Source organism: Sporosarcina koreensis, assembly GCF_001531445.1.
Lineage (GTDB): Bacteria > Bacillota > Bacilli > Bacillales_A > Planococcaceae > Sporosarcina > Sporosarcina koreensis_C.
This window is the reverse complement of record NZ_LQYA01000047.1, coordinates 99,969-108,291: the sequence shown is the minus strand read 5'-3', so window position 1 is coordinate 108,291 and position 8,323 is coordinate 99,969. Positions and strand designations below refer to the sequence as shown.

Below are 8,323 nucleotides of genomic sequence, written 5' to 3'. Positions count from 1 at the left end.
GGCCATGACTGGTACGCCTTGTTCTGTGTACACTTCTGGCGTCGTTACTTCCAATTTGCTTGAAAGCAAGCTGAGCGGTTCCGATTGCTGGAACACTGGGAATACGAATGTCCCCCCGCCACGGATGATTTTAATCCGGTTGCCCGAGTCATCCGTATGTACGTTTTTCGATCCTAAATAACTTCCTGTGACAATCAGCGCTTCATCCGGTCCGACTGTCTTGTACTTCGAAATGTAGACGAGTATGACAGCTAGCAAAATGAATACGACAATCCCGATGACAATCAACATTCCTGAAATTCCTGCCATTCTGATTCCCCCTTATAAATGTTGTTTTACCTTGATCACTTGAAGCGGAACGGCTCATATTCCTTAACGATGAATGTTCCTTCCTTTACTTCGATGATCAACACTTCTTTTCCGTAGTCGATCGCTTTGTTCTCATACCCTGCGGCCCTTTTCGAAATGATGCCATTCACCGTTTCGATGACGATTTCGCCAAAACCATCGACCGGTACCGGAACGATGACTTTGCCGACTTGGCCCGTAAGCGATTCGTCCGTGAAGGCAAGCGATACTTCCGCGGATTTCAAAGGAAGGAGCACGAAGAAATAAAGAAGGAAGTCCAATGCGGTCGCCGCTCCAAGCGCAAGGATCAAGATCAGCAAATGATTCCACTCTGTCGTTAACTCCAAAATATAACCGACTGCAGATGTAAATGAAATGAATGCAAGAATGACTGCGGGATCCAAAAGTGGACTCGCATCACCTATCCCCTCTGCAATATCACTGAAAAGAATGTACAGCACAGTTGCCAATCCCGCGATGATAAGCACGGTCAAATAGACATTGATAACCGGCATTCCGAACACTTCCATCTTCTCACCTCGCCTTCTCCTATTTGAATTCTACTATACATACGGTTGGCCAGTAATAAAGTTTCAATATTCTCGGAAATAATTTACGGACTTGCAACATCAAATTCCAACCAATTTGTCACTTAAAAAAAGAAAATAGTACGTTTATGTGTACTTATTTTTGTTGTTTTTTGCTATGATAGGACTACTAAAAATTGATTCCGGAAACGGATGGAGGCTTAATAATGTTCAGTCCACGTAAAACCGATCCATTTTTCGCAGCTCTTTTAGAGATTGCTGAGCATGTTCAAGAAGCGATGCACTATGCGAATGATTATAAAGTGACATCAGTAGCAGACTTAAAGGAAGTAAGCATTAAGTTGAAGGAGTACGAAACGTCAGGCGATGAATTGATTCACGAGCTCATCTCCAAACTCAACATCTCCTTCATGACGCCGATTGAGCGAGAAGATATTTTGCAATTGGCCATTAAAATGGACGATATCCTAGACGGCATCGAACATTTCGCTGCGAACCTGGAAATGTTCTCACTTACGGAAATTGACGAGTATGTGCAGAAGTTCATGGATAATATCGTGAAAAGTTCTGATGAAATCGTCAAGGCGATGGAATTGCTGGCAAAGAAGAAGCTCGTCCAGATGCGAGATCACGCTGTTTTGATTAAAGAATATGAGCGTATTTGCGACGAAGTCCTTCGCACGTCGATCAAACAGTTGTTCATCCGCGAAAAGGATCCGATTCGAATTATCCAATTCAAGGATATTTATGAGTTGCTAGAAGAGATTGCGGATCATTGTCAAGATGTGGCGAACACACTTGAAACGATCATCATGCGAAACGCGTAAGGAGCATCATTTATGGATACGATATTGTTTCTCACGATAGCAATCGTTGTTTTCGCGCTTGCATTCGATTTCATCAACGGATTTCATGACACGGCGAATGCCATTGCAACTTCGGTGTCGACGCGTGCATTGAAACCGCGGACCGCCATCTATATGGCGGCTGTTATGAATTTTATTGGCGCATTGACATTTACAGGCGTCGCAAAGACCATTTCCAAAGACATTGTTGATCCGTTTGTATTGGATAACGGATCACTCGTCATTTTGGCAGCCCTCACTGCAGCAATCGCCTGGAATTTGATCACATGGTATTACGGAATTCCGTCAAGTTCATCGCATGCGTTGATCGGTTCGATTGCCGGCGCTGCCATTTCTGCGGCAGGGTTCGGCATTTTGAATTATGGCGGCTTCATTAAAATCATGGAGGCTCTTCTACTGTCCCCGTTCATCGCAATTGCGGGCGGTTTCCTCATGATGTCGCTGTTCAAGGTTTTATTGAAGAACCGAAATCTGTTCAAGGCGAATAAACGGATCCGCTATTTGCAGATCGGTACGGCAGCCCTGCAATCTTTCACACACGGAACGAACGATGCCCAAAAGGCGATGGGGATCATTACAATGGCATTGATTGCAGCAGAAATGCAAACAGGCGATGATATTCAGCTTTGGGTCCGGATTGCGGCTGCCACAGCGATGGGGCTTGGGACATCGATTGGCGGTTATAAAATCATCAAAACAGTCGGCGGTAAGATTATGAAAATTCGGCCGGTCAACGGCGCTGCAGCCGATTTAAGTTCCGCGATGATCATTTTCGGCGCAACGCTCATCCATTTGCCTGTCAGCACGACGCATGTCATCTCTTCCGCCATCATGGGCGTAGGTTCTGCGCAACGTGTTAAAGGCGTTAAATGGGGAGTTGCGAAAAAAATCGTCATCACGTGGGTCATTACCATGCCGATTTCAGCTGCCCTCGCCGCAATTGTGTACCAAATTTTGAACTTGTTTTTCTAAACCAATTACACCTATGCATATTTGCATTCAGACTTTTTCGAACTTGATCGAAAATCCCCCCTGAAAATCTGTCGCATCCGCTAGAGTGAGACTTACTTAATTCAGCCAGGATTTTAATCCCGGCTGAATTTAATGAAAACTTTTCTCTTGCATTGCCAAAAAACCTCTGTTATGATAAAGAAGAATTATTTTTGTTCGGCGTGATGGTCACGATTAACGTTTGACCGCTTCAAGACTTGAGCAAGGATAGTAACACAATGTGTGCCAAGCACACGAGGAGGAAACAAACATGGAACAAGGTAAAGTAAAATGGTTCAACGCAGAAAAAGGTTATGGCTTCATCGAACGTGAAGATGGCGACGATGTATTCGTACACTTCTCCGCTATCCAAGGCGACGGCTTCAAGACTCTTGAAGAAGGCCAAGACGTGACTTTCGAAATCGAACAAGGTCAACGCGGACTTCAAGCTACAAACGTTGAAAAAAACTAATTTGAATTAACCATTCAAAACCACTTCCTTCGGGGAGTGGTTTTTTTCGTTATGGAGTCGCATACTTGACGTCAGAATGAGAACTTTGGAGACAGAAACGAGAACTTTTTGACGGAAAACGAGAACTTGGGAGGCGGTAACGAGAACTTTTTAATGGGAAATGAAAGCTCATGAGGCCCGAATGAGGAACCCTACCTTTGAACACGATTCTCCTAATCTGCTACTTCAGAAAAGACAATTACATACATCTTCGCTATGATTAGGGAATAGATAGAAGTGATTCATTCTGGGAGGACGATGCTATGCGCACACTCGCGCATTTTGTTACGAAGTATTATAAAACCATCATGATTGCCTGGATTGCGCTTTTCATTGCCATGGCTATTTTTGCGATTCGGTTGCCTGGGTTGCTTGCAGGTGACGGCTTCAGGATGGATGCGGAACACGAACAAGTGATGAAGATCGCTTCCGAGAAATTCAATTTGCCGGCGGAGACGATGTTCGTCGTTTTCGATAAAGTGAAGGAGGAAACGATCGCCTCCACTTTGGCGGATATTGAGAAGCTGAATCTTGCTTCTGAAATTGTTTCCCCGCTCGAAAATGAAGAACAGTATACGAAAGATATCTCATATGCCCTGCTTCACTTTGAAGAGAACGGCAAGGACATGTCTAAAGTCGTCATGGATATCCGGGATGCGATCGGTGATAAGAAAGGCATTGTATTAACTGGTCAATCCGCCATTACAAAAGATATTAACAGCGCAAGCCAAAAAGATTTGATGAAGGCGGAGGCGATCGGCTTGCCTATCGCAATCATCGTTCTGCTTTTTGCATTCGGGTCGATTATGGCGTCGATGGTTCCTTTGATCGTCGGGGTGGCTACAGTTGTATCGACATTCGGCGTGTTGGCGCTTGTTGGCGGACAGATGGATTTAGCTATTTTTGTCTTGAATATCGTTCCTATGCTCGGTCTCGCTTTGAGCATCGACTTTTCCCTACTTTTCATTAGCCGTTATCGGGAAGAACGATTAAAGAGCGATGTGCTTGAAGCTGTTGCGACAACAATCCGGACAGCTGGCCGTTCCGTCATCTTCTCGGCATTTTGCGTGTTCATCGGACTCGGTGCGATGTTTATTATCAAAGTCGAGATTTTCCAAAATATCGCGCTAGGCGGCATGATTGTCGTCGGTATGGCAGTGCTCAGCTCAGTTACACTGCTTCCTTCGATTTTAATCATGCTTGGCGATCGGTTGAATAAAGGTCGCGTCTTGAAAGTGAAAGAAAACGGTTCCGATAGATGGAGGCAGTTCGCCAATACGGTGATCAAACGGCCTGTCCTGATTACGATTGCAGCACTCGTTTTGCTGGGCATCGCCATAATCCCTGTGAAAAATATGGATTTGACAATTCCGCAGATCGATTCGCTGCCGGCATCGTATGATACTCGGGCTTCCTATGAATTGATGGATGACACTTTCGGACTCGGTGATCAGTCGAATGTGTATGTGATCGCAGAACGGACTGGCGGCTGGTCCGATGCGGAAGGTTTGAAGGCCATGAAAGAATTGGAGGATGCATTAGCTGATGATCCATTGGTCGACGGACTGACGACCATTTTCACCGCTAGCGGAGTCGGATCTCCCGAAGAATGGGAGCAAATGGCACAAGTCCCTGAGATGAAAGCCCAGCTTGAACCACTGCTTGATTCATTCGTAAAGGATCATCAATTACTGATTCCAGTGACGCTTCAGGCGAAAGGTACATCCGAGGAAGCGCAGCAGTGGGCGCGGGATTGGTCCGAGCAATCGGATTGGAATCTGTTGGTCGGCGGTCAACCGAAGTTCAATCAGGAAATTTTCGATGAGATTTTCGGAAATATCGTGTCTGTATTGTTGATCATCCTACTATCGACTTTCATCATCCTCATGATTGCGTTCCGCTCGATCCTAATTCCGTTGAAGGCGATTTTAATGAACATCGTCGGACTTTCCGCTACGTTCGGGATTCTTGTCTACATTTTCCAATACGGTCATTTCGGGCTGCATCCCGGAACGATTGCACTCATCATTCCGATCCTTGTTTTCAGTCTCGTCTTTGGCTTAAGCATGGACTATGAAGTATTCCTCATCTCGCGAATGCAGGAGGAGTATGCGAAGACATTCGATAACGATCATTCGACGGTCGAGGGGCTTGCGACGACAAGCAAAATCATTACATCCGCCGCATTGATCATGATTGTATTAACGGGCGCTTTCGCGTTCACGGACGTCATGCCGGTGAAGCAGATTGGCGTAGGGATTGCGATTGCAGTCGCCATCGATGCTACGATTATCCGCTTGTTGCTTGTACCAAGTTTAATGAAATTATTTGGCAAATGGAATTGGTGGATGCCTTTCAGGAAAGGTGAATATAAAGCGGGGAATTGGCATTAACCCTCTGAAAAACTGGTTGCAAAACAGCGTTTGCCTGTTTTTGCAACCAGTTTTTTGTTTGAATCGCGTGGACCTTAAGTCCCAAAATGACCATATATCTCGGGAAATGATTGATATACCTTGGGAAATAATCGATATCCCCTTGCAATTGATCGATATCTTTTCAATTAGTAAAAAAGCTGTCTTCACGTAAAGGAGTTTCCTCCCTTACAGCGACGACAGCTTTTCTTTTTAATCCACAATTGTAGTTGTTATCGAGTCTTCTTTTTGATCTTTATCAAACTGTGCCATCATCGCAAAATAGATGACTGCGACGACTGCCAGGACAAAGACGACGAGTCCGATGACAAGTGTTCTCCCCTTCATTTGGCGTCACCCCTTGCTAAGCTTGAAGTTCTCTTCCTTCAAATAATCCGCAGCTTCCTTGTAATCACCGAAGCCTTCTTCCAGGTTGTAACCGTGATAAATATTGAAAAAGCCTTCTTCCTCAAGCAACGTCAGCTTTTGGCCTTGCTCATTCACCCATACTTCCTCGACCGGCTCTTCTTCCTCTTCCTCAGTGGACAGTGCACGAATGGCGTCGAGAATTGTCTTCTTCAATTCTTCTTCCGACGCTTCCCGGATATTGACAAGCCCACGATCATCCGTCTCATAGCCCGGAATCCCCTCCACGTAGACAAATCCATTGCCGTTCGGATGAAGATGTTGCACGACGACCGTTTTGTCATACAAGCTGTCCTCATAATGATAATTGAGCCGTTTCATCGACACTTCTTTCCGCGTCAGTTCAGGAAATGACTCAATGATTTGCTGTTTTTGTTCGAATGTAAGCATGCTTTGGCCACTCTTTCTTTGTCAAATGTCTTTTCAGTATAACATTAATCATCCTTCACCGTCAGACCGAGCGCGCGTGCAAATCCGAGCGCCTGCTCCGCCGAAACGATGCATCCTGCAATTTTCGGCACTGTCACTTCGATGCGCTCATATGTATTGTCGGATAAGTCCACGCCATCCAGATCAGTTTCCGAAAAATTCGCATCGTCGAGCTTGCACTTTTCAAATCGGACCTGCTTGAAATCGCATTCGTAAAAATCGCTATCCTCCAAGTTGCATCCCGCGAACTCCACTTCTTTCATTCCCGAAAAATTGAAGTTAGCGTAACGGATGTCACTTTCCTTCATTAATAGATGCCCCAAATTGGAATTGGCCAAATCCGCTCCCGTTAACTTTGAATTGAGGATTTCACAACGATGGAACATGACGTTTTCCATTTGGACGTTCGAAAAGTCGCATGTTTGGAATAAAACATCGACGAATTCCACACCTCTCCAATCGCTATTCGCAAATGACATATCCTTGAACACGCAATTATCGAAAACGAGGCGCTCGCCCTCCGCTCCCGGCATTGTACCGCCTTCAAATCTTGCTTTTTCAATAAATCTGTCCCGGCTCCATATATCGGAAGGCCTCAACAACTCATGTTCCGTCGACAGTTTCGGTCTTACACGCTTGTCTTTTTTCGCTCCCATACGAACCCTCCTATCGTGTTTTCCATTCAATAAAGATGACGAGCAATATGACAACTACGAACGCCATCATATAAAACCAGCTTGGAACGGAGCTTATTCCACTAAACATCTGCCCTCTCCCCTTCCCCATGAAATTCCCGGTTATCACCACTCAGGACGATGTTATCACCACTCATGGCTACGTTATCACCACTCAAAACAGGTTTATCACCACTCAACCAATTTCCCCCGCCCGTCGAACACCCGCTATCACCCGCAAATCAATCGTAATCTCCTTCATTCCCATCGCAAGCACCTCGCCGATTCGCTGCTCACTCGCATTCCATGTCAGCGGCGTCATGCGGATCAATGGGGCGAGCAGCGCTTCAGGCAATTCAAATAAGTACGTCAACCGTTCGGACTCCACAACATCGAACTGTTCGCGGAACCGCGCTACCGGGTCGGCCTCCTCTTTCTGCTGCTTACCGTCGTAGAAGACTTCCCGCAGTTCCTGCAAGTACCCGGTTTCCGGTACGATTTTCACCAATATGCTTCCTGGATTCAACAGCCGGTTGAATTCCGCATAATTTGCAGGTGATAAAATATTTACGATCGCATCCATACTCGAATCCGCAAATGGCATGGCAGCGAGATCCGCTACACTCCAAACGATGCCTGGATACGTCTTCGAAGCTGCGACGATTCCCTCCTTCGCCAAATCAATGCCGATGCCGACAGTTCCCGGTTGCATTCGTGAATGAACTTTATGTAAATGGGTTCCTTCGCCGCAGCCAGCATCCAAGAGAACAGGACGTTCCATTCCATCCAAATGCGTATTTAAACGGGCGATGATATTGTCAAGAACAGGTCCAAAAAAACCGCTATCCATGACGGCAGTCCTCGCTTCGAACAGCGATTTATCATATTTCGTCGAATGGGCTTGCGGCGCCAAATTGACATAACCGCTTTTGGCCAAATCAAACGAGTGCAGATTCCGGCAGATGAGGCGTGAATGCTCCTCCATTTCCATTTCCGCAGAACAGATTGGGCATTTAAACAACCCTATTTTTTTCTCCATTACTAGCGCACTTTGCATTTTCTTCGTCAATTTCATTTGCGATGCTCCGATCCAATATTGTTCTACCAGTATACCGCCTTT

9 protein-coding genes and 1 pseudogene are annotated in these 8,323 nt (G+C 45.7%); 4 read left to right on the top strand and 6 right to left on the bottom strand.

Annotated features, from left to right (window positions below; translation table 11 throughout):
- A pseudogene (locus AWV70_RS24390) lies at positions 1–309 on the bottom strand (flotillin family protein); the annotation flags it as partial.
- Between the two features lie 35 nt (positions 310–344).
- A complete protein-coding gene (locus tag AWV70_RS07450; protein ID WP_060205710.1) occupies positions 345–878 on the bottom strand; it encodes a hypothetical protein in 534 nt (177 codons plus the stop codon).
- Positions 879–1,102: 224 nt separating this feature from the next.
- On the opposite strand from AWV70_RS07450, the gene AWV70_RS07445 reads away from it, so the two are divergent.
- From AWV70_RS07445 to AWV70_RS07430, 4 genes are all read left to right on the top strand, one after another.
- Complete coding sequence (locus AWV70_RS07445) at positions 1,103–1,723, top strand: DUF47 domain-containing protein (RefSeq protein ID WP_060205708.1); 621 nt, start codon at positions 1,103–1,105, stop codon at positions 1,721–1,723.
- 12 nt (positions 1,724–1,735) lie between these two features.
- A complete protein-coding gene (locus tag AWV70_RS07440) occupies positions 1,736–2,734 on the top strand; it encodes an inorganic phosphate transporter (protein WP_060205705.1) in 999 nt (332 codons plus the stop codon).
- 289 nt (positions 2,735–3,023) lie between these two features.
- The gene (locus AWV70_RS07435) at positions 3,024–3,224 is read left to right on the top strand and encodes a cold-shock protein (RefSeq protein ID WP_060205704.1); all 201 of its coding nucleotides are present in this window, start codon (positions 3,024–3,026) and stop codon (positions 3,222–3,224) included.
- Positions 3,225–3,526: 302 nt separating this feature from the next.
- Entirely contained in the window at positions 3,527–5,656 is a 2,130-nt protein-coding gene (locus AWV70_RS07430; protein WP_060205702.1) for an MMPL family transporter, read from the top strand.
- A 231-nt stretch (positions 5,657–5,887) separates the two neighbouring features.
- On the opposite strand, the gene AWV70_RS25070 is transcribed toward AWV70_RS07430, so the two are convergent.
- The 4 genes from AWV70_RS25070 to AWV70_RS07415 all read right to left on the bottom strand — a co-directional run bounded on the left by AWV70_RS25070 (position 5,888) and on the right by AWV70_RS07415 (position 8,278).
- Positions 5,888–6,022 (bottom strand): hypothetical protein, encoded by a 135-nt coding sequence (locus tag AWV70_RS25070; protein WP_268777399.1) that lies wholly within the window; start codon positions 6,020–6,022, stop codon positions 5,888–5,890.
- A 6-nt stretch (positions 6,023–6,028) separates the two neighbouring features.
- Complete coding sequence (locus AWV70_RS07425; RefSeq protein WP_060205700.1) at positions 6,029–6,490, bottom strand: hypothetical protein; 462 nt, start codon at positions 6,488–6,490, stop codon at positions 6,029–6,031.
- Between the two features lie 44 nt (positions 6,491–6,534).
- Positions 6,535–7,185 (bottom strand): pentapeptide repeat-containing protein, encoded by a 651-nt coding sequence (locus AWV70_RS07420; RefSeq protein WP_060205697.1) that lies wholly within the window; start codon positions 7,183–7,185, stop codon positions 6,535–6,537.
- 214 nt (positions 7,186–7,399) lie between these two features.
- Positions 7,400–8,278, bottom strand: coding sequence for a putative RNA methyltransferase (locus tag AWV70_RS07415; RefSeq protein ID WP_060205694.1), 879 nt, complete (start codon positions 8,276–8,278; stop codon positions 7,400–7,402).
- Positions 8,279–8,323: the final 45 nt, after the last annotated feature.